The sequence below is a fragment of the Rhodopseudomonas sp. genome, from assembly GCF_048594845.1.
Taxonomy (GTDB): domain Bacteria; phylum Pseudomonadota; class Alphaproteobacteria; order Rhizobiales; family Xanthobacteraceae; genus Rhodopseudomonas.
On record NZ_JBMDXE010000108.1, the window covers coordinates 1 to 19,466 of the forward strand.

Genomic DNA, 19,466 nt, shown 5'->3' on the forward strand with positions numbered 1-19,466 from the left:
TTCGCATTGTGTGACCCCCGCCGCCGCGAATCGCGGAGGTGGTTGATGGGGGGAGGCTTTTCCCCAACCCCCTCTGGGGGGTGTGGGCGGGGGTGTGGGCGACGCAGGCACAGTGCCTGGGCGCCCCCCACCCCCGACCCCTCCCCGCAAGGGGGAGGGGAGCCGGCTCTGCTGATACTTCGGCAATGACTATGTTCGTGAGGCTCTGACCCAATGCTTACCCTGATCGGCAAGCGCCTGATGTTCGCGATCCCGAGCCTGATCGGCGTCGTGATCGTCACCTTCCTGCTGACCCGCGCGCTGCCCGGCGATCCGGCCGCTTACTTCCCCGGCCCTGCCGCCAGCAAGGAAGCAATCGAACAGATCCGCAGCAAGCTGGGGCTCGACAAATCGCTGCCGGAGCAATTCGTCCGCTACACCACCGAGCTCGCGCAAGGCGATCTCGGCCAGTCGCTGACCACCGGTCAGCCGGTCGCCACCGAGATTCGCAACCGCCTGCCCGCTTCCGCCGAGCTCACCTTGCTCGGCCTCGCGATCGCCATCGTCATCGCCATCCCGCTCGGCATCATGGCGGCGACGCGGCCGGGTTCGTGGATCGATCATCTCTGCCGTGTCACCACCACAGCGGGCGTGTCGCTGCCGGTGTTCTTCACCGGACTGCTGCTGGTCTACGTGTTCTACTTCAAGCTCGGCTGGGCGCCGGCGCCGCTCGGCCGGCTCGACGTGTTTTACAGCGCGCCGACCACGGTGACAGGCTTCTATCTGATCGACAGCCTGATCGCGCGCGACTTCGAGACCTTCCGTTCGGCGCTGAGCCAGTTGTTGCTTCCCGCCGCCACGCTGGCGATCTTCTCGCTGGCACCGATCGCGCGCATGACCCGCGCCTCGATGCTGGCGATCCTGGCGTCCGATTTCGTCCGCACTGCCCGCGCCAGCGGCCTGTCGCCGCGCAAGGTGACGATGACCTACGCGTTCCGCAACGCGATGCTGCCGGTGATCACCACGCTCAGCATGGTGTTCTCGTTCCTGCTCGGCGCCAATGTGCTGGTCGAGAAGGTGTACGCCTGGCCGGGCATCGGCTCCTACGCGGTCGAGGCGCTGATCGCCTCCGACTTCGCGCCGGTGCAGGGCTTCGTGCTCACCATGGCGGTGATGTATGTGCTGCTCAATCTGGTGATCGATATTCTCTACGGCGTGATCGACCCGCGCGTGCGGCTGGAAGGCTAGGAGCATGACCATGACCAGCGTCGCCCCTCCCCTCGGCGAGACCTCGAGCGCAAAGCCCACGCGCCGATCCGCACTCAGGGACACGATCGAGCACACCCGCTACGTGCTCGGCGATAACCGCGTCACCGCCTTCGCGTTCGGCCTGTTGGTGATGATCGTAATCGCCGCGTTGTTCGGACCGTATCTCGTTCCGTATGACCCGCTGTCCAGCAACACCGCGCAGGCGCTGAAGCCACCGTCGGCGGCGAACTGGTTCGGCACCGATCAACTCGGCCGCGACATCTTCAGCCGCGTCGTGGTGGCGACGCGCCTCGATCTGTTCATCGCCGTCGCCTCGGTGGTTCTCGTCTTCCTGATGGGCGGCCTCGCCGGCATCGCGGCCGGTTACTTCGGCGGCTGGACCGACCGCATCGTCGGCCGCATCGCCGACACCATCATGGCATTCCCGCTGTTCGTGCTGGCGATGGGCATCGTCGCGGCGCTCGGCAACACCGTGCAGAACATCATCATCGCCACCGCGATCGTCAACTTCCCGCTTTACGCCCGCGTCGCCCGCGCCGAAGCGAACGTTCGCCGCGACGCCGGCTTCGTGATGGCAGCTCGGCTGTCCGGCAACAGCGAGATGCGGATCCTGCTGGTTCATATTCTGCCGAACATCATGCCGATCATGATCGTGCAGATGTCGCTGACGATGGGATACGCCATTCTCAACGCCGCCGGCCTGTCCTTCATCGGCCTCGGCGTGCGTCCGCCGACCGCCGAATGGGGCATCATGGTCGCGGAGGGCGCGAGCTTCATGGTCTCCGGCGAATGGTGGATCGCGCTGTTCCCCGGCCTCGCGCTGATGATCGCCGTATTCTGCTTCAACCTGCTCGGCGACGGCCTGCGCGACATCTTCGATCCGCAGCGGAGGACGTGAGCGATGATGAGCTACTTGTCATCCATCCTACTTCGCAAAAGCGCCTTTCGAAGGCGATGGACCGCCGGGCCTTTGCCACGCCGAAGGGGCTTCGGCCCCGTAGGCGGGTCAAGTCCGGCGGCGACGAACTGAAAGCGTGGAGCGTTTGATGACCACCCAGCCTCTCCTCGAAGTCCGCGACCTCACCGTCGAGTTCGCTACGCGCCGCGGCATCGTCAAGGCGGTGCAGCATGTCGACATCAGCGTCGGCAAGGGCGAGACGCTGGCGATCGTCGGCGAATCCGGCTCCGGCAAGTCGGTGACGTCCTACGCGGTGATGCGCATCCTCGACCGGGCCGGCAAAATTGCCGAGGGCTCGGTGATGTTCGGCGGCATCGACATCAAGGCCGCCACTGAAAAGGAGATGCGCGACCTGCGTGGCCGCGAGATCTCGATGATCTTCCAGAACCCGCGCGCCGCTCTCAATCCGATCCGCAAGGTCGGCGACCAGATCGAGGACGTGCTGCGCCAGCACGTGCAATCAACCTCGACCGACCGCGGCGAAAAGGCGATCGCGGCGCTCGAGGCGGTGAAGATCGCGCGGCCGCGCGAGCGCTATCACGCCTATCCGTTCCAGCTCTCCGGCGGCATGTGCCAGCGGGTGGTGATCGCGCTGGCGCTGGCCTGCAATCCGCAGCTGCTGATCGCCGACGAGCCGACCACCGGCCTCGACGTCACTACCCAGAAGGCGGTGATGGACCTGATCGTCGAGCTGACGCGGAGCCGTGGGCTGTCGACCATTCTGATCACCCACGACCTCGGCCTCGCGGCGGCCTACTGCGACCGCGTGGTGGTAATGGAAAAAGGCCGCGTCGTCGAAACCGCTTCGGCTGCCGATATCTTCGCCAATCCGCAGCACCCGTACACGAAGAAGCTAATGCGCGCGACGCCGCGGCTCGGCGTCGGGCTCCGAGATTTACTGCCAGAAGACGAACGAAGCAGTGCGCCGGCCACCGCAACTTCCGTCATCGCCGGGCTTGACCCGCCTGCGGGGCCGAAGCCCCTTCGGCGTGGCGAAGGCCCGGCGATCCATCCTGCTTCGCAAGAAGCTTTTTCGAAGACGATGGCCCCCCGGGTCAAGCCCGGGGGTGACGATGAGGCGGGTGGCGCGCGTGAAGACGCAAACGCTTTGAAGACTTCCACTCCCCTCCTCTCCGTCGAAAAGCTGGTCAAGGAATATCCCCGCCAAGGCGCCACAGCGACGCTGAGCCGACTGTTTTCGCGCGGCCCTGCAGTGGAGCCCGAGGCCTTCCGCGCCGTCGACGGCATCAGCTTTCAGGTCGGCCACGGCGAAAGCGTCGGCCTGGTCGGCGAATCCGGCTGCGGCAAGTCGACGACGTCGATGATGGTGATGCGCCTCTTGGATCAGACCTCGGGACGGATTACCTTCGATGGCGAAGAGATCGGCGCCATCCTGCCGCAACGCTTCGCGCGGCTGCCGCAGCGCAAGGCGATCCAGATGGTGTTTCAGGATCCGACCGACAGCCTCAACCCGCGCTTCACCGCCGCGCGCGCGATCGCCGATCCGATCCTGCAGCTCGGTGATATCAAGGGCGGCGCTGCAGTGCGGGCGCGCTGCGAAGAACTGGCCACGCAGGTCGGCCTGCCGCTCGATCTGCTCGACCGCTTCCCGCATCAGCTATCCGGCGGCCAGAAGGCCCGCGTCGGCATCGCTCGCGCCATCGCGCTGCGGCCCAAGCTGATCATCCTGGACGAGCCGACGGCGGCGCTCGACGTCTCGGTGCAGGCGGTCGTGCTCAATCTGCTGCAGGATCTCAAGCAATCGATGGGCATGAGCTACCTGTTCGTGTCGCACGACCTCAACGTGGTGCGGTTGCTGTGCGACCGCGTCATCGTGATGCGCGCCGGCCGCATCGTCGAACAAGGCACGAGCGAGCAGGTGCTGGGAAATCCGCAGGACGCCTACACCCGCGAGCTCCTCACCGCCATCCCGCACCCGCCGCTGCCGGTGACGTGATGGAATTGAGCATTGCATTTCGCCGTCATTCCGGGCTCGCCGCTGCGCGGCGCCCCGGAATGACGAACTCTCATACTCAGCATGAGGCCTCGCTTTGACCGATCCCCTCGACTCTTACATCGACGCCGTCGGCTCTGCCCTCGGCCTCAGCATCGATCCCGCCTGGAAGCCCGCGGTGCGCGCCAATCTCGAGGTGTCGTTGAAGCTGGCGCGGCAGGTCGATGAGTTCGCACTGCCTGACGAGACCGAACCTGCGAGTATCTTCAGTGCCTGATGTGACCTCCGAGAAATCCGGCGACTGGATGACCGCTGCCGAGATCGCCGCTGCGGTCAAAGGCGGGGCGATGACCGCGCTTGAAGCCACCGACGGCGCACTGGCGCGGATCGGCAAGGCCGAGCCAACACTCAACGCCTTCACCGACGTTGTCGCCGACCGCGCGCGTAGCCGGGCGAGCGCGATCGACGCCGCGCTGGCCCGAGGCGAGAGCGTCGGCCCGTTGGCCGGCGTGCCGTTTGCCGTGAAGAATCTGTTCGACGTCGAAGGGCTACCGACCCGCGCCGGCTCGAAGATCAATCGTGATCTCCCACCGGCGAAACGGGACGCGACGCTGATCGAGCGGCTGGAAGCTGCCGGCGCGGTACTGATCGGCGCGCTCAACATGGGCGAATATGCCTATGACTTTACCGGCGAGAACATTCACGACGGCCCGTCGCGCAATCCGCATGACCCGACGCGAATGACCGGCGGCTCGTCCGGCGGCTCCGGCGCCGCGGTCGGCGGTGGCGAAGTGCCGCTGGCGCTCGGCTCAGATACCAACGGTTCGATTCGGGTACCGTCGTCGTTCTGCGGCATCTTCGGGCTGAAACCGACTTACGGCCGGCTGCCGCGCAGCCGCTCGTTTCCGTTCGTCGCCAGCTTCGATCACCTCGGACCGATTGCGCGCAGCACGGCGGACCTGGCCTTGGCGTACGACGCGATGCAGGGCCCCGATACCGATGACGCCGCGTGCGTGGTTCGTCCGCTCGAGCCCGTCTCCGCTTCGCTGACGCAAGGTCTGGAAGGGCTGCGCATTGCCCGTGCCGGCGGTTACTTCGCCCAGAACCTGTTTCCGGAAGCGCGCGAGGCGGTCGATCGCGTCGCCAAGGCACTCGCCATTACCACCACCATCGAGCTGCCGGAGGCCGCGCGCGCCCGCGCGGCGGCTTACGTCATTACCACCGTTGAGGGCGCGTCGCTGCATCTCGACCGGCTGCGTCAGCGGCCCAATGATTTCGACCCGGCTGTCCGAGACCGTCTGATCGCCGGTGCGATGATCCCAGCACCGCTGGTCGACCGCGCGCAGAAATTCCGCCGCTGGTATCGCGCCCGCGTGCTGGAGCTGTTCAAGGACGTCGACGTCATCATCGCACCGGCTACGCCCTGCACGGCACCGAAGCTCGGGCAGCAGACCTTCGTGCTCGATGGTGTCGAACTGCCGGTGCGCGCCAATATCGGCATTCACACCCAGCCGATCTCGTTCATCGGCCTGCCCGTTGTGGCGGTGCCGATCCCGCTCGAGCCGCTGCCGATCGGTATCCAGATCATCGCCGCGCCGTGGCGCGAGGACATCGCGCTGCGCGTCGCTTACGCGCTCGAACAGGCCGGCGTCGCCCGCGCGCCGCGCCCGAAGGATTTCTGACATGGATATCGATCTGCCCGACGTGCTCGCCGAAGTCGGCGAAGCCTTCGCCCGCTACGAGACCGCGCTGGTGACCAACGACGTCGCCGTGCTGGACGAGCTGTTCCGCAACGACCGCCGCACGCTGCGCTATGGCGGCGGCGAAAATCTCTACGGTTACAACGAGATCCAGAACTTCCGCTCCGGGCGTTCGCCGGTCGGGCTGATGCGCAGGACAGCGCGGACGGTGATTACCTCCTACGGCCGCGATACCGCCGTCGCATCGACGCTGTTCTATCGCGACAACGCGCCCGGCAAGGTCGGGCGTCAGATGCAGACCTGGATCCGGTTTCCCGACGAAGGATGGCGCATCGTCGCCGCCCATGTCAGCGTCATCGACGAGCCGCCGGCATCGCCATGAGCATCGATCCGCAGCCGCTGCAGCATCGCGACGCGAAACCGATCCCGGCACAGCCGGCCGCGCAGCAGCGTGCTGTGCCGACGATCGGCAAGACGACGCGCGCCGAGGAACTGCGCCGTCAGCTCGCGGACGAGATCGTGCGCGGTGTGTTGGCACCGGGCGCATCCCTCGACGAAACCGAAATCGCCAAGCGATTCAACGTCTCGCGTACTCCGGTGCGGGAAGCGCTTCGCCAGTTGGTCGCAAGCGGGCTGGTGGAGTCGCGGCCGCATCATGGCGCGGTGGTCGCGCAGCCGTCGTTCGAGCGACTGACCGGGATGTTCGAGGCGATGGCCGAGCTCGAGGCGATGTGCGCCGGCTTCGCGGCCGAGCGGATGTCGCCGCTGGAGCGCCGGGACCTTGAGGCGATCCATGCCGAACTGCGGCTCTTGAGTCACCAGGGCAATCCGGAGCGCTTTCACGAGATGAACGAGCGCTTCCACAACGCGATCTATGCCGGCTCGCACAACGACTACATCGCCGAGATCACGCTTGCGACGCGGGTGCGGGTGCAGCCGTTTCGCCGCGCGCAGTTTCGCAATCTCGGGCGGCTGGCGAAGTCGCATGCCGAGCACGACCGCGTCGTCGTCGCGATCATGCGCGGCGATCGCGCAGGCGCGGCGGCGGCGATGCGCGGCCACATCGAGCTGGTGCGCGACGAATATGAAATCTACGCCGTCTCGGTCTAACTGGAGTACCACGTGACTGAAACCATTGCCGAAATCCTCGCCGCCCATCGCGCCGGCACGACCACGCCAGCGCAGACGATCGCGCGCTGCTATCAGCGGATCCGCGCGCATGGCGATCCGGCGATCTTCATCACGCTACGCGACGAAGCCGATGCCGTCGCCGAAGCCGTCGCGCTCGCCGCCAAGGATCCGTCGCTGCCGCTCTATGGTGTACCGGTCGCGGTGAAGGACAACATCGACGTTGCAGGACTGCCAACAACGGCGGCTTGTCCGGCATTCGCGTACCAGCCAGCGCAGGATTCCACCGCGGTAGCGCGGCTGCGCGCTGCCGGCGCGATTGTCATTGGCAAGACCAATCTCGATCAGTTCGCGACTGGGCTGGTCGGCGTGCGCTCGCCTTACGGGATCCCGCGCAACGCAATGCGCCCAGATCTGGTACCGGGCGGATCGAGTTCGGGTTCGGCGGTCTCGGTCGGCGCCGGCCTGGTACCGCTGTCGCTGGGTACAGATACCGCCGGCTCCGGCCGCGTGCCGGCCATGCTCAATAATATCATCGGGTTGAAGCCCAGCCTCGGGCTGATCTCGGGCACCGGCCTGGTACCTGCGTGCCGGACGCTCGACTGTATTTCGGTCTTCGCGCTGACCGTTGACGATGCGGTTGCGGCGTTGCGGGTATTGGGCCACCCGGACGCCAGCGATGCGTATTCGCGTGAGCGGCCGGTCGGGGCGCTGACGGCGATGCCGGAGGGGCTGAAACTCGGTGTCCCGCGCAAAAGCCAGTTGCAATTCTTTGGCGACAAGCAGGCCGAAATGGCCTTCGACGACGCGCTGAAACGTTGTGGCAAACTTGGGGCAGCGCTGATCGAGGTCGATATCGAGCCGCTGTATGAAACTGCGAGGCTTTTGTACGAAGGCCCCTGGGTCGCCGAGCGCTATCTGGCGATCCGCGAGCTGATCGACTCCAATCCCGAGGCCGTGCATCCGGTCACGCGGCAGATCACGCTCGGCGGCAAGACGGTGAGCGCGGCCGATACATTCGCGGCGCTGTACCGGCTGCAGGCACTGCGCAAGATCGCGGATCAGACCTTCGCGGGCTTCGACGCCTTGGTACTGCCGACGGCGCCGACGACCTACACGGTCGAGCAGGTGCTCGCCGATCCGATCACGCTCAACAGCCGGCTGGGGACGTACACCAACTTCGTCAACCTGCTCGACCTGTGCGGCCTTGCGGTGCCGGCGTCGATCGGCGCGGACGGGCTGCCGTTCGGCATCACGCTGTTAGCACCGGGCGGCCGCGACGCGGATCTCGCAAGTATCGGCCGCGTCTTCCATGCCGACACCGCGCTGCCGCTCGGCGCGACCGGGAAACCGCAGCAGCCTCTCCCTCCGCTACAGCCTGCGGCGAACACGGACGAGATCAATATCGCGGTTGTCGGCGCGCATCTGTCGGGCATGGCGCTGAACGGCGAGTTGACGTCGCTCGGCGGCCGGCTCGCTTCCACGACCAGCACCGCGCCGGACTACAAGCTCTATGCCCTCAGCGGCACGGTCCCGCCGAAGCCCGGCATGCTACGCGTCGCGCCCGGTGCGGGCGCGGCGATCGCGCTCGAAGTGTGGACGCTGTCGGCATCGGCGTTCGGCCGCTTCGTCGCCGCGATCCCGCAGCCGCTGTCGATCGGAACGATCACGCTCGCCGATGGCGCCAAGGTCAAAGGCTTCCTGGTCGAACCGGCGGCGCTCGATGGCGCCCGCGACATCACTCATTTCGGCGGCTGGCGCGCCTATATGGCAGATCGCGCCAAAGCGGGTTGATGAGGTTGCCAGCAAGCGAAGGGGCAGCGCATCGCGCTGCCCCGGCTTGAACTACGCGTGAACCGACCACTTCGCCGGATCGGCGTCTTTCTGCTTGTAGATCGTGCCCGCGAAGTCGACGTGCAGCTCGGTCCACGGACCGCGGCCCTGCCGCGCCAGCACTTCAAAATGCTTCGGCTTGCGCTGCGGCTCGCCCTTCGGGTTCCAGCCGGCATCCTTGACGGCCGCAAGCACGCGGTCCGGATTGGCCGGAACGTCGGGATGATGATGACCGGGCGGATGGTGCGGCTTCTTGTGATGGATCAGCACGGCGTCGCGGCCCTGCGCCGCGATCCGCGTCACCTTGATTTCGGAAGGACGGCGTTCGCCCTCGAGCATCACGTGCAGGCCGGCGCTAAGCGGGAACGCGTCTGCTCCCTTGGGTCCGAGATCTGCGAGGTGGGTTTCGCCTTGTGCTTCCAGCGTAAAGCGATGAGCGAAGACGTGCTGGATCACGCCCGAGAGGGCGATGTTATCATGGTGCGGCATCATTTTCTCCGTAGAGCGCCCAACCGCGGGCGCACCTCAGAGCTAGGAAAGGGCTTTGTCACGAACAAGGCAAAGAGACGGAACCGCGCGCACGAAATCGCGAGCGCATGACGAAGCTGTTCGTTAACATGTCGACGCGTGATACAATTAGCGGAAGTACAATTCCTGATTGCGCCGTTCCAGCTCGTTCGAATACGTCCGCAGCACATGCGCTTCGCTGACGGTGCCGACGACGCGGCGGTCCTGCGCATTATCGATCACCACGAGCAGATCGACTTCGCTGCGATCGAACGCGGCGAGCATGTCGCGGATGCTGGTGCCGGGGAACAGGAACTGATCGTGCTGCTGGGCGACGCTCGCCAGCGGCGCACCACCCGGCGCATCGGTGTCGTGAAATTCGGGTGACCCGACCACGCCCACGTAGCGGCCTTCGTCATCGAGCAGCACCAGATGTTTGACGCGCCCCGGCGGAAACAGCTTCTGCGCTTCGCCCAGCGTGAGGTCGGCACGCGTGGTGTCGAAATCGGTGCGCATCAGCGTGACGGCGCAAATCTGATCGACCCAGCCGACGTCCTGCGGTCCGCGGATCGCCTCGCCGCGCAGATGGAAACGCCAGGTCGCGAAGCTGTAGCCGAATAGTTCGCGCACGATCATCGCGCTGACCGACGCGGCGACGATGCCGCCGACCGTCACCGAAAAATCGCCGGTGAGTTCGAGCGCCAGACAGATCATGCTGAACGGCGCACCGAGCACGCCGGTGGCGACCGCCACCATGCCGGCGACCGCGGCCGTGCCGGGCTGCAGCGCCACGTCGGGAAAGATCGGGCCGAGCACGGTGCTGTAGAGCTGCCCGACCAGCGCACCGAGCATCAGCGAGGCGAAAAACAGTCCGCCGCGATAGCCGGCACCGAGCGAGATCGCCGAGGCCGCCATCTTCAGCAGCAGCGTGGTGGCCAGCATCAGCCAGGTCGGGTCGCTGAGCAGCAGGAGCTGCATCGCGCCGTGGCCTGAGCCGAGCACGGTCGGCGTCAGCATCGCCAACCCGCTCAATAGCAGCGCGCCGACGACGAAACGCAGCGCGCCGCGCAACACGGTGAGCCGCTGAAACGCCCGCTCGGAGAACGCCACCGTCAACATCACGACGATGCTGAACAACGCGCCCAGCACGCCGATCATCATGATCTGGCCGATCATCTCGACCGAGACCGGAGACGGCACGCCCGGTACCACCAGAAAGGACGGATGCACGAGGTGGCGCATCACCAGCCAGGCAGCGACCGAGCTGGCGATCACCGGCACCAGGCCGGCCGCCGTGTAGGCGCCGAGCACGACCTCGAAGGCGTAGAACGCGCCGGCCAGCGGCGCCGTGAAGGCGGCGCTGATCGCCCCGGCCGCGCCGCAGGCCACCAGCAGCCGCATATCCGCACGCCGCGCCGCCAGACGCCGGCCGAGCTGGGAGCTGAACGCCGCGCAGATCTGGGTGTAGCCGGCTTCCAGCCCGACCGACGCGCCGCAGCCGTTGGACAGCAACGTCTGCAGCGAGATCAGCAGACTGCCGCGCATCGACACGCGGCCGCCATACAGCGCGTTGGCCTCGATGGCGTCGGCGAGCTGGCCCTTGAAGCGCTTGACGTAGAACGCGCTGATGATCGCCAGCAGGATGCCGCCGCACAGCGGCACCAGCACGACGCGCTGCCACGGGATCACGCCGTTGGCGCTGAGGCGCGTGCCGTAGGGAATGCTGAACAAGACGGCGTGGGCGAATTCGCTGGCGTGCCAGATGATCGCCACCAGAAGCCCCGACAGCAGGCCGATCACCACCGCGACCAGCACCAGCCCGATCTCGCGGGTGCGGACGAAGTTGCGCAGGGCGGCCGGCAGTCGCCAGGGGCCGGGAGCCGCCGAAGCGGTCGCGCCGGCAGAAACCGCGGGGCCCTCCTGACGCGATACGACGCTCATCGATCGCCCCGGCCTGGAATGTCAGTCATCAACATCACGTGGCACGCTTGTTCGGGGGATTTCCCGGTGCAGGGACAGGCCCGCACCGGCCGGAACGGACCGGAAGGCGACCGGCGAGAGCCAGCTTCTACCGGCTGATCGGAGGGTCCGCCAGCGCAGAGCTGGCAACCGCTTCCAGACCCATCGTTCTGCTCGATTTTCGTGACTTTGGCTGTATGGTCCAAACACATCTCAAGGAGGACCGGAATGGGGCGCAGAGCGGTGGTCGGCGTGATCGGCAACGCCCATCTCGTCGATAATCGGTTTGCCGTCCAGCACGTCGGCGAGCGCAACCTGCGTGCGGTGTCCGAGGTCGCCAACGCGCTGCCCTTGATGTTCGCCGGATGCTCGGAAATCACCGACATCGAGGAGCTGCTCGACATCGTCGACGGCATCCTGCTCACCGGCGGACGCGCCAACGTCCATCCGACCCATTTCAACACCGAGCCCAATCCCAAGCACGAGCCCTACGACGAGGCGCGCGACGGTCTCGCCCTGAAGCTGGTGCGAACCTGCGTCGACCGCGGCATCCCGCTGCTCGGCATCTGCCGCGGCCTGCAGGAGATGAACGTCGCGTTCGGCGGCTCGTTGCATCCGGAGATCCGCGAAATTCCGGGACGGATGAATCACCGCATGCCGCGGCTGGAGAACGGCGAGATCCATCCTGACGCCACCGTGGTGTTCGCCGATCGCCACGACGTTCAGCTCAAGCCGGACGGCGTGTTCTCGCAGCTGTTCGGCCGCGACCTGATCCGGGTGAATTCGCTGCATGGCCAGGGCATTCTCGAGCCGGGAGGCCGGGTGGTGATCGAAGGCATCGCCGAGGACGGCACAATCGAGGCGATCCGCATCGAAGGCGCCCCCGGCTTTGCAATCGGCGTGCAGTGGCACGCCGAATACGACCCGCAGCACAACCCGATCAACCGCGCCATCTTCCTCGCCTTCGGCGACGCGCTCCGCGCGTATCAGATCAGCCGGCAGCAGCCGGTGAGTCTGCGGAAGTCGGGGTGAGCTGGCGATATCACTTAGAGACACCCGAGCGGTCGTCATCCTGAGGTGCTCGCCCGTTAGGGCGAGCCTCGAAGGATGCGGCGGCGGGCACGGAAGCTATGGCCCATCCTTCGAGGCCTTCCGCACCGCGCTGAAGCGCGGAGCGGAAGGCACCTCAGGATGACGCTGTGCTTACCTCGGTCGAACGACTTGTTACTTCCGTCCCGACCGGCGGCTGACGTCGCGGACGGCGCCGTTGGCGGCGCTGGTGGTCAGCATTGCGTAGGCCTGCAGCGCGGCGGAGACGACGCGCTTGCGATCCTTCGGCGTCCACGCGGCATCGCCGCGGGCGTTCTCTTCTTCGGCCCGCTTCGCCAGTTCCGCGTCGGAGACGTCGAGCGTGATGGTGCGGTTCGGGATGTCGATCGAGATCCGGTCGCCGTCGCGCACCAGGCCGATCAGTCCGCCTTCCGCCGCTTCCGGCGAGACGTGACCGATCGACAGGCCCGAGGTGCCGCCCGAGAAGCGACCGTCGGTGATCAGCGCGCAGGCTTTGCCGAGGCCCTTCGATTTCAGGTAGCTGGTCGGATACAGCATCTCCTGCATGCCCGGACCGCCGCGCGGACCCTCGTAGCGGATCACCACGACGTCGCCGGCGACGATCTTGTTGGTGAGGATGGCCGACACCGCGTCGTCCTGGCTCTCGAACACCTTCACCGGGCCGGAGAAGGTCAGGATCGAGGCGTCGACGCCGGCGGTCTTCACGATCGAGCCGTCGAGCGCGATGTTGCCGTACAGAACGGCGAGGCCGCCGTCCTTGCTGAAGGCGTGCTCGGCGTCGCGGATCACGCCCTTCTGCCGGTCGAGATCGAGCTCGTCGTAGCGGCGGTCCTGGCTGAATGCGGTCTGGCTCGGCACGCCGCCCGGCGCGGCGCGGAAGAAGGTGCGCACCGTCTCGCTGTTGCTCTGGCGAATGTCCCAACGCGCCAGCGCGGCGCCGAGCGTCTCGCTGTGCACGGTCGGGCACGACGTATCGAGCAGGCCGGCGCGGTCGAGTTCGCCGAGGATCGCCATGATGCCGCCGGCGCGGTGAACGTCTTCCATGTGCACGTCCGGCACCGAGGGCGCGATCTTGCTGAGGCACGGCACGCGCCGCGACAGCCGGTCGATGTCGCTCATCGAGAAGTCGAGTTCGGCCTCGCGTGCCGCGGCGAGCAGATGCAGCACGGTGTTGGTCGAGCCGCCCATCGCGATGTCGAGCGTCATGGCGTTTTCGAACGCCTTGAAGCTGGCGATGTTACGCGGCAGCACCGTGGCGTCGTCGGTCTCGTAGTAACGACGGGCGAGATCGACGATGGTGTGGCCGGCCTCGACGAACAGCCGCTTGCGATCGGCGTGCGTTGCCAGCACCGAGCCGTTGCCGGGCAGCGACAGGCCGAGCGCCTCGGTGAGGCAGTTCATCGAGTTGGCGGTGAACATGCCCGAGCACGAGCCGCAGGTCGGGCACGCCGAGCGCTCCATCGTCTGCACGTCTTCGTCGCTCATGCTGCTGTCGGCGGCGGCGACCATCGCGTCGATCAGATCGACCGAGTGCGTCTTGCCCTTGAGCACGACCTTGCCGGCTTCCATCGGGCCGCCGGAGACGAACACGGCCGGAATGTTGAGCCGCATCGCGGCCATCAGCATGCCGGGGGTGATCTTGTCGCAGTTGGAGATGCACACCATCGCGTCGGCGCAGTGCGCGTTGACCATGTACTCGACGCTGTCGGCGATCAGTTCGCGCGACGGCAGCGAATACAGCATGCCGTCGTGGCCCATCGCGATGCCGTCGTCGACCGCGATGGTGTTGAACTCCTTCGCGACGCCGCCGGCGGCTTCGATCTCGCGCGCAACGAGCTGGCCGAGGTCCTTGAGATGGACGTGGCCCGGCACGAACTGCGTGAACGAGTTGACGACCGCGATGATCGGCTTGCCGAAGTCGCTATCCTTCATGCCGGTGGCGCGCCACAGGCCGCGCGCGCCGGCCATGTTGCGGCCGTGAGTGGTCGTTCGGGATCGATACGCAGGCATGAGAGAATGTCCGTGAAAATGTCCGCCGCCGATCCAGGGCGTCCGCAATCGCGTTCAGCGCCCTTTGCGACGGACCGTTGCAATCATCGTCTGGAGTCAAGCCTTACTTGAGAACGTCCGTACCCTCAATGGGTGCGGCGTCAGTGCTGGGCTGCGGCGACACTGCAAACGCCCCACCATCAGCGCGACCCTGGAGCCTCGCATTCGGAACTCACGAGCGCGGGAGGATGCGCATCGACTGACTTGCCTCGGTTTATGCAACGTTATAACATAACATAATCATAATCCCTCGCTGTGCAAGGACCCGCCATGGTTGAATCCCTCCTCCCGGTCACGGTGCTCTCCGGCTTTCTCGGCGCCGGCAAGACGACGCTGCTCAATCGGATGCTGAGCAATCGGGAGGGGCAGCGCATCGCGGTGATCGTCAACGACATGAGCGAGGTGAACATCGACGCCGAGCTGGTTCGGCAGGATGGCGGCCTGACGCGGTCCGAAGAGACGCTGGTGGAAATGACCAATGGCTGCATCTGCTGCACGCTGCGCGACGACCTGCTGGTCGAGGTGCGCAAGATCGCGGCAAGCGGCCGGTTCGATGCGCTGGTGATCGAGTCCACCGGCATCGCCGAGCCGCTGCCGATCGCGACCACGTTCGAATTCCGCGACGAGAACGGCGACAGCCTGTCCGACATCGCGCGGCTGGACACGATGGTCACGGTGGTCGATGCCGCCAGCCTGCTGGCCAACTATTCCAGCCAGGAATTTTTGCGCGACCGCGGCGAGGTGGCCGGCGACGAGGACGATCGCACGCTGGTCGACCTGCTGGTGGAGCAGATCGAATTCGCCGACGTCATCGTGCTCAACAAGGTGTCGGCCGCCTCGCCTGCCCGTCGCGAGACCGCGCGGGCGATCGTGCGCTCGCTCAACTCCGATGCCCGCATCATCGAGACCGATTTCGGCGAGGTGCCGCTCGGCGCCGTGCTGCGGACCGGCCTGTTCGATTTCGACAAGGCGCATCAGCATCCGCTGTGGTTCAAGGAGCTGAACGGCTTCAAGGATCATGTGCCGGAGACCGACGAATACGGCATCAGCTCGTTCGTCTACCGCGCCCGGCAGCCGTTTCATCCGGCTCGCTTCCAGAGCTTCTGCAACCGGAGCTGGCCGGGCGTGATCCGCGCCAAGGGGTTCTTCTGGCTGGCGACGCGACCGCAATATGTCGGCGAGCTGGCGCAGGCCGGCGCGATGGTGCGGACCTCGAAGCGCGGCCTGTGGTGGTCGGCCGTGGCCAAGACCCGCTGGCCGGATCAGGACTCCTGGCGCCAGGCGATGGCGCCGTATTTCGATCCGGTCTGGGGAGATCGCCGCCAGGAGATCGTGTTCATCGGCACCGGCGACATGGACGAGATCGCGCTGCGCCGGCAACTCGATGCTTGCCTGGTCGGCGATCCCGAGCACTTCACCCCGGACGTCTGGCGCGCGCTACCCGATCCCTTCCCGACCTGGAGCAGCGCGCCGGCCGGCTGACGCGCGCCGCCGATCAGCTATCCTCCGCGATCAGCGGCGTCTTGCGCAGATGCAGGTAGCCCGGGTCGAACTGGCCGAGTTCGACCAGCCGGGCCCAGTCCAGCACCTCGAGCTCGCCGCCGCGGAATTCGATCGCCTGCGCGCTGCGCAGCTCCGCCAGCGTGCGGTTGACGGTGGCGATCGCCATGCCGAGGGTCTCGCCGAGCTGCGCGAGGCCGATCGGCAGCGACATCACATTGCCGCGCGTGAGGCGTGATGCCTCGGCCCGATAAAACAGCTCGCAGAACAGATGCGCCATCCGCGCCGTCATATCGCGCGCGCTGTTGTTGGTGATCGCCTCACGAAAGATCGCCGCGTCGATCAGCGTTTCCCGCCAGACCGCAAATCCGACCAGCGGCCGCAATTCGAACAGTCGCGCCAGCTGCTTGTGCGGGATCGACGCCACCACGGCGGCCCCGATCGAGCACACCGCATGGTCCATCCGGTCGAGAAACAGCGTCTGGGAGTCCGGCATATCGCCGGCCATATGAAAGGACAGGTACTGCCTGCGCCCATTCGGCAGCAGATGATAGCGCGCCACCATGCCTTCGACGACGAGAGCGGAGACCTTTGCGGTGTCGCCCTGACGAATGAAATCCTCGTTCCGGTCCAGCTCCCGCACCGTAAAGCTGAGGGACTGAAGGGCGACCGCGTCTTCGCTGGTGATTCGGGAATGCTCTCTGAGCTTATCAATCAGGATACGATGAATGCGCTCCACGCAGGACTCCGTTGCGGGCTGCGTATCATTTGATACGCAACGATAATCTCGGAACCTCTAAACTCCCGGGTCGTGAGCGGGTTTCAATCTATCGACCTGACCACCGATGAAATGTCAGGCCGCGCAATGGCAGCCGCGCGATCCTGGAAACCCCGGAGACTGCAAATTTGCCCTACAGAGAATTTCTGGATCGAATCCGCCGCCTGTTCGAAGGGCCGAGCGAGCATTTCGATCTGATCGCCGAGTCGCTGGCGAAAGGCCGTCTTCAGCCGATCAAGCCGATGTCCGACCAGGAGCTCGCGGTCGCAATCCGCGAATTTCGCGAACTGCCCGCCTCGCCCAGCGCGATCGAGAAACTCGAGATCCAGCTGTCAAAAGACGGCAAGTGAAACGGCGGCGGCGCCTGATCCGATTCGTTTGATCGACAGCGAGCCGCGCGCCTTATGTCCTCGACACAAAACCCTTGATGGACGAGCCGTTCGCGAGCGCGGGCACCTCCCCGCGCGGGCGCTTCTTGCCGCCCTGGATCAGCAGCAGTTGCGGTCGCGGCTGCGCATTCGTTGCAGCGCTGCAGGCCGTCTCCCTTGCGGGAGCGGCATCACCGCTGGACGCCGCGTCGGGCCCTTCGGTCGTGCAGGGAGGCTCGGTGTGAGCGGGATGCCGCCCCTCGAGGCGATCGAGCATCGCGCGACCGGCGTCGGTGATCTGCCAGCCGCGACGATCGCGGATGACGAGTCCCTGCGTGAAGATATCCAGCGCCGGCTCGCGCGCCGCATAGCTGCGCATCCGGCTGGTCCAGTCCTCACTGCCCGACAGCACAGCCAGATCGGCATTCAGGGCCGCGGGTGCAGCGAGGCCGCCAGGATAGGTCGACAAGACCTTCAGGATCGCCACATGCACCGACACAACCAACACTCCGACTCACTTGAGCAAAGTATCCGCGCATCTACCGCAAAAGCCAGCCACCCGATAGTTATCCACAAAGACAGGAATAGCTAACTACCGGGAGCCCGCGCTGTCGTCAGGCGCTCACTTACAAACTGCCGGCGATCATTCCACCCGACGGCGAATCAAGTGTGACGGCGGGCTCACGCAGGTAGCCCCGGCCACGCCATGCCGCAGCGCAGCGCAAGCCCTGCGGCAATTGACTTCTCCCGAGGCCGCGACTTCACTTGCGTTGCTCCAGCCGGCCACAAGAGCCGGCGGACACCCGAGGGAGGACGACGGATGAGCTTCGCTTATTACGACTGGATCGCCCACCACGCCGAGGTGCGGCCCGACCGGATCGCCGTGGTCGATCTGGCGACACAACGCCGGCTGACGTATCGCGCCCTCGACGAACGCGTCGACCGCCTCGCCGCTCATCTCGACGGGCTCGGCGTCGGCCGTGGCGACCGCGTTGCCGTGCTCGCCGCCAACACAACCGATACGCTCGAAGTGCAGTTCGCCTGCTTCCGGCTGGGCGCGATCTTCGTGCCGCTCAATGTGCGGCTGACGGTGCACGAACTCGCCTTCATCGTCGGCGACGCGGCGCCGCGCGTGCTCGCTCACGACGCCGATTTCGCCGCGATGGCCGGTGAGCTTCAGGGCAAATGCAGCGTGCCGCATCTGCTGCAGTTCGGCGAAGCCTATGAGGCGGCGATCAAGGCCGCCTCGCGGCTCGGCAGGGCCGAGGCAGTGGCGCTCGATGACGTCTCGACCATCATGTACACCTCGGGCACCACCGGCAAACCGAAGGGCGCCATGATCACGCATGGCATGACTTTCATCAACGCGGTCAATCTCGGCATCCCAACCTTCATCTCGCAGCGGACGGTGTTTCTCTGCGTGATGCCGTTGTTCCACACCGGCGGGCTCAATTGCTACACCAACCCGGTGCTGCATGCCGGCGGCACGGTGATCCTGATGCGCGCGTTCGATCCCGCCGAAACGCTGCGGCTGATCGGCGACGCAAGCATCGGCCTGACGCATTTCTTCGGCGTGCCGTCGATCTATCAGTTCATGTGCCAGCACCCGGCCTTCGCCAGCACCGACTTGTCGCGGCTGCAGGTCGCCGGCGTCGGCGGCGCGCCGATGCCGGTGCCGCTCTTGAAGATCTGGCAGGACCGCGGCTGCGTGCTGATGCAGGGCTACGGCATGACCGAAACCAGCCCGGCCGTGCTGATGCTCGACGCCGACGATGCCGCTCGCAAGGCTGGCTCGGCCGGCAAGCCGGTGTTGCACGCCGACCTGAAGATCGTCGGGCCCGACGGCGAGCCGGTACCGCCCGGCGAGATGGGCGAACTCTGGGTGAAGGGCCCGAACATCACGCCCGGCTATTGGAATCGTCCCGACGCCAACCGCACCAGCTTCACCGATGGCTGGCTCCACACCGGCGATGCGGCGCGCGTCGACGATGAAGGCTTCTACTACATCGTCGACCGCACCAAGGACATGTACATCTCGGGCGGCGAGAACGTCTATCCGGCCGAGGTCGAGGACGTGCTGTATCAGCTCTCCGAAATCGCCGAGGCGGCCGTGATCGGCGCGCCCGACCCGCAATGGGGCGAGACCGGCGTGGCGATCGTCGCGGTGAAACGCGGCCAGCAGCTTCCGGAGAGCACGCTGCACGCCCATTGCCGCGAGCGACTGGCGCGCTTCAAATGCCCGCAGCGCGTGATCTTCGTCGAAGCCCTCCCCCGCAACGCCACCGGCAAGGTCCACAAACCGACGCTGCGCGAGCGCTTTCTGGCACGGGAGACGGCGGACGCGTGAGGGTGCTACAAGAGCGGCGTCGTCATCCTGAGGTGCGCGCGTAGCGCGCCTCGAAGGATGCGGCCA

General features: G+C 66.2%; 17 protein-coding genes. 12 read left to right on the forward strand and 5 right to left on the reverse strand.

Going from position 1 to position 19,466, the window contains the following annotated elements; translation table 11 throughout:
• The first annotated feature begins 213 nt into the window (after positions 1-213).
• From ACOJTD_RS06310 to atzF, 8 genes are all read left to right on the forward strand, one after another.
• Positions 214-1,227, forward strand: a complete 1,014-nt coding sequence (locus tag ACOJTD_RS06310) for an ABC transporter permease (protein WP_420132071.1) — start codon at positions 214-216, stop codon at positions 1,225-1,227.
• A gap of 10 nt (positions 1,228-1,237) precedes the next feature.
• A complete protein-coding gene (locus tag ACOJTD_RS06315) occupies positions 1,238-2,146 on the forward strand; it encodes an ABC transporter permease (protein WP_420132072.1) in 909 nt (302 codons plus the stop codon).
• A gap of 148 nt (positions 2,147-2,294) precedes the next feature.
• On the forward strand, positions 2,295-4,163 hold the full coding sequence (locus ACOJTD_RS06320) for a dipeptide ABC transporter ATP-binding protein (protein ID WP_420132073.1): 1,869 nt from the start codon (positions 2,295-2,297) through the stop codon (positions 4,161-4,163).
• A gap of 94 nt (positions 4,164-4,257) precedes the next feature.
• Positions 4,258-4,437 (forward strand): DUF4089 domain-containing protein, encoded by a 180-nt coding sequence (locus ACOJTD_RS06325; protein ID WP_420132074.1) that lies wholly within the window; start codon positions 4,258-4,260, stop codon positions 4,435-4,437.
• Positions 4,438-4,465: 28 nt separating this feature from the next.
• Positions 4,466-5,842 carry an AtzE family amidohydrolase gene (locus tag ACOJTD_RS06330; protein WP_420132087.1) on the forward strand — a complete coding sequence of 459 codons (1,377 nt, stop codon included), beginning with the start codon at positions 4,466-4,468 and terminating at the stop codon, positions 5,840-5,842.
• A gap of 1 nt (position 5,843) precedes the next feature.
• Complete coding sequence (hpxZ, locus tag ACOJTD_RS06335) at positions 5,844-6,242, forward strand: oxalurate catabolism protein HpxZ (protein ID WP_420132075.1); 399 nt, start codon at positions 5,844-5,846, stop codon at positions 6,240-6,242.
• The gene (locus ACOJTD_RS06340) at positions 6,239-6,970 is read left to right on the forward strand and encodes a GntR family transcriptional regulator (RefSeq protein ID WP_420132076.1); all 732 of its coding nucleotides are present in this window, start codon (positions 6,239-6,241) and stop codon (positions 6,968-6,970) included. Before hpxZ ends, ACOJTD_RS06340 begins: the two co-directional genes overlap by 4 nt.
• A 12-nt stretch (positions 6,971-6,982) precedes the next feature.
• Positions 6,983-8,782 carry an allophanate hydrolase gene (gene atzF, locus ACOJTD_RS06345; RefSeq protein ID WP_420132077.1) on the forward strand — a complete coding sequence of 600 codons (1,800 nt, stop codon included), beginning with the start codon at positions 6,983-6,985 and terminating at the stop codon, positions 8,780-8,782.
• Between the two features lie 51 nt (positions 8,783-8,833).
• Here the strand turns inward: atzF and ACOJTD_RS06350 are convergent, their stop codons facing one another.
• Both ACOJTD_RS06350 and ACOJTD_RS06355 read right to left on the reverse strand, forming a co-directional pair.
• Positions 8,834-9,310 (reverse strand): hypothetical protein, encoded by a 477-nt coding sequence (locus tag ACOJTD_RS06350; RefSeq protein ID WP_420132078.1) that lies wholly within the window; start codon positions 9,308-9,310, stop codon positions 8,834-8,836.
• A gap of 147 nt (positions 9,311-9,457) precedes the next feature.
• Positions 9,458-11,269, reverse strand: coding sequence for a chloride channel protein (locus ACOJTD_RS06355; protein WP_420132079.1), 1,812 nt, complete (start codon positions 11,267-11,269; stop codon positions 9,458-9,460).
• A gap of 246 nt (positions 11,270-11,515) precedes the next feature.
• On the opposite strand from ACOJTD_RS06355, the gene ACOJTD_RS06360 reads away from it, so the two are divergent.
• Entirely contained in the window at positions 11,516-12,319 is an 804-nt protein-coding gene (locus ACOJTD_RS06360; RefSeq protein WP_420132080.1) for a gamma-glutamyl-gamma-aminobutyrate hydrolase family protein, read from the forward strand.
• A gap of 192 nt (positions 12,320-12,511) precedes the next feature.
• Here the strand turns inward: ACOJTD_RS06360 and ilvD are convergent, their stop codons facing one another.
• The gene (gene ilvD / locus ACOJTD_RS06365) at positions 12,512-14,368 is read right to left on the reverse strand and encodes a dihydroxy-acid dehydratase (protein WP_420132081.1); all 1,857 of its coding nucleotides are present in this window, start codon (positions 14,366-14,368) and stop codon (positions 12,512-12,514) included.
• Between the two features lie 309 nt (positions 14,369-14,677).
• Between ilvD and ACOJTD_RS06370 the strand changes: the two genes are divergently transcribed.
• Positions 14,678-15,889 carry a GTP-binding protein gene (locus ACOJTD_RS06370; protein ID WP_420132082.1) on the forward strand — a complete coding sequence of 404 codons (1,212 nt, stop codon included), beginning with the start codon at positions 14,678-14,680 and terminating at the stop codon, positions 15,887-15,889.
• 13 nt (positions 15,890-15,902) lie between these two features.
• Here the strand turns inward: ACOJTD_RS06370 and ACOJTD_RS06375 are convergent, their stop codons facing one another.
• The gene (locus ACOJTD_RS06375) at positions 15,903-16,646 is read right to left on the reverse strand and encodes a Crp/Fnr family transcriptional regulator (protein WP_420132083.1); all 744 of its coding nucleotides are present in this window, start codon (positions 16,644-16,646) and stop codon (positions 15,903-15,905) included.
• A 167-nt stretch (positions 16,647-16,813) separates the two neighbouring features.
• On the opposite strand from ACOJTD_RS06375, the gene ACOJTD_RS06380 reads away from it, so the two are divergent.
• Positions 16,814-17,035, forward strand: a complete 222-nt coding sequence (locus ACOJTD_RS06380; RefSeq protein WP_420132084.1) for a hypothetical protein — start codon at positions 16,814-16,816, stop codon at positions 17,033-17,035.
• Between the two features lie 52 nt (positions 17,036-17,087).
• Here ACOJTD_RS06380 and ACOJTD_RS06385 read toward each other — a convergent pair whose 3' ends face one another.
• Complete coding sequence (locus ACOJTD_RS06385) at positions 17,088-17,561, reverse strand: hypothetical protein (protein WP_420132085.1); 474 nt, start codon at positions 17,559-17,561, stop codon at positions 17,088-17,090.
• Between the two features lie 312 nt (positions 17,562-17,873).
• Here ACOJTD_RS06385 and ACOJTD_RS06390 point away from each other — a divergent pair, with 312 nt between their 5' ends.
• On the forward strand, positions 17,874-19,400 hold the full coding sequence (locus tag ACOJTD_RS06390; RefSeq protein WP_420132086.1) for an acyl-CoA synthetase: 1,527 nt from the start codon (positions 17,874-17,876) through the stop codon (positions 19,398-19,400).
• The last annotated feature ends 66 nt before the right edge of the window (positions 19,401-19,466 follow it).

What these genes read in the sequence shown, in the direction of transcription:
- ACOJTD_RS06310 (WP_420132071.1), top strand. Translation starts at nt 214, where the DNA reads ATGCTTACCCTGATCGGCAAGCGCCTGATGTTCGCGATCCCGAGCCTG.
- ACOJTD_RS06315 (WP_420132072.1), top strand. Translation starts at nt 1,238, where the DNA reads ATGACCAGCGTCGCCCCTCCCCTCGGCGAGACCTCGAGCGCAAAGCCC.
- ACOJTD_RS06320 (WP_420132073.1), top strand. Translation starts at nt 2,295, where the DNA reads ATGACCACCCAGCCTCTCCTCGAAGTCCGCGACCTCACCGTCGAGTTC.
- ACOJTD_RS06330 (WP_420132087.1), top strand. Translation starts at nt 4,466, where the DNA reads ATGACCGCTGCCGAGATCGCCGCTGCGGTCAAAGGCGGGGCGATGACC.
- hpxZ (WP_420132075.1), top strand. Translation starts at nt 5,844, where the DNA reads ATGGATATCGATCTGCCCGACGTGCTCGCCGAAGTCGGCGAAGCCTTC.
- ACOJTD_RS06340 (WP_420132076.1), top strand. Translation starts at nt 6,239, where the DNA reads ATGAGCATCGATCCGCAGCCGCTGCAGCATCGCGACGCGAAACCGATC.
- ACOJTD_RS06350 (WP_420132078.1), bottom strand. Translation starts at nt 9,310, where the DNA reads ATGCCGCACCATGATAACATCGCCCTCTCGGGCGTGATCCAGCACGTC.
- ACOJTD_RS06355 (WP_420132079.1), bottom strand. Translation starts at nt 11,269, where the DNA reads ATGAGCGTCGTATCGCGTCAGGAGGGCCCCGCGGTTTCTGCCGGCGCG.
- ACOJTD_RS06360 (WP_420132080.1), top strand. Translation starts at nt 11,516, where the DNA reads ATGGGGCGCAGAGCGGTGGTCGGCGTGATCGGCAACGCCCATCTCGTC.
- ilvD (WP_420132081.1), bottom strand. Translation starts at nt 14,368, where the DNA reads ATGCCTGCGTATCGATCCCGAACGACCACTCACGGCCGCAACATGGCC.
- ACOJTD_RS06370 (WP_420132082.1), top strand. Translation starts at nt 14,678, where the DNA reads ATGGTTGAATCCCTCCTCCCGGTCACGGTGCTCTCCGGCTTTCTCGGC.
- ACOJTD_RS06390 (WP_420132086.1), top strand. Translation starts at nt 17,874, where the DNA reads ATGAGCTTCGCTTATTACGACTGGATCGCCCACCACGCCGAGGTGCGG.